The sequence below is a fragment of the Flavobacterium xizangense genome, from assembly GCF_054075145.1.
This window is the reverse complement of the sequence record NZ_JBSIPG010000366.1, coordinates 1-229: the sequence shown is the minus strand read 5'-3', so window position 1 is coordinate 229 and position 229 is coordinate 1. Positions and strand designations below refer to the sequence as shown.

Annotated in this window: 1 pseudogene; it reads left to right on the top strand. The window is 40.6% G+C overall.

Features of this window, described 5'->3' with window-relative positions:
- Nucleotides 1-229, top strand: a pseudogene (locus ACWA1B_RS23795) (hypothetical protein); the annotation flags it as partial.

Genomic DNA, 229 nt, shown 5'->3' with positions numbered 1-229 from the left:
GAAACAGCACGGAAGAAGCGAAAAGTGGATTCAGCAGAGAATGATGGGGCAGGAAACCCGCAACAAACTCACTGATTATTGGAAAGAAGCTGGCATCGAAGAGAAAAGTGAATTTGCTTTTCTAACCAACATCATCCATAAGGAATGGACTGGACTATCAGTAAAGAAACACAAAGAAATAAAAGGATTAGAATCGCAGAATCTGCGAGATCATATGAGTGAAGCTGAA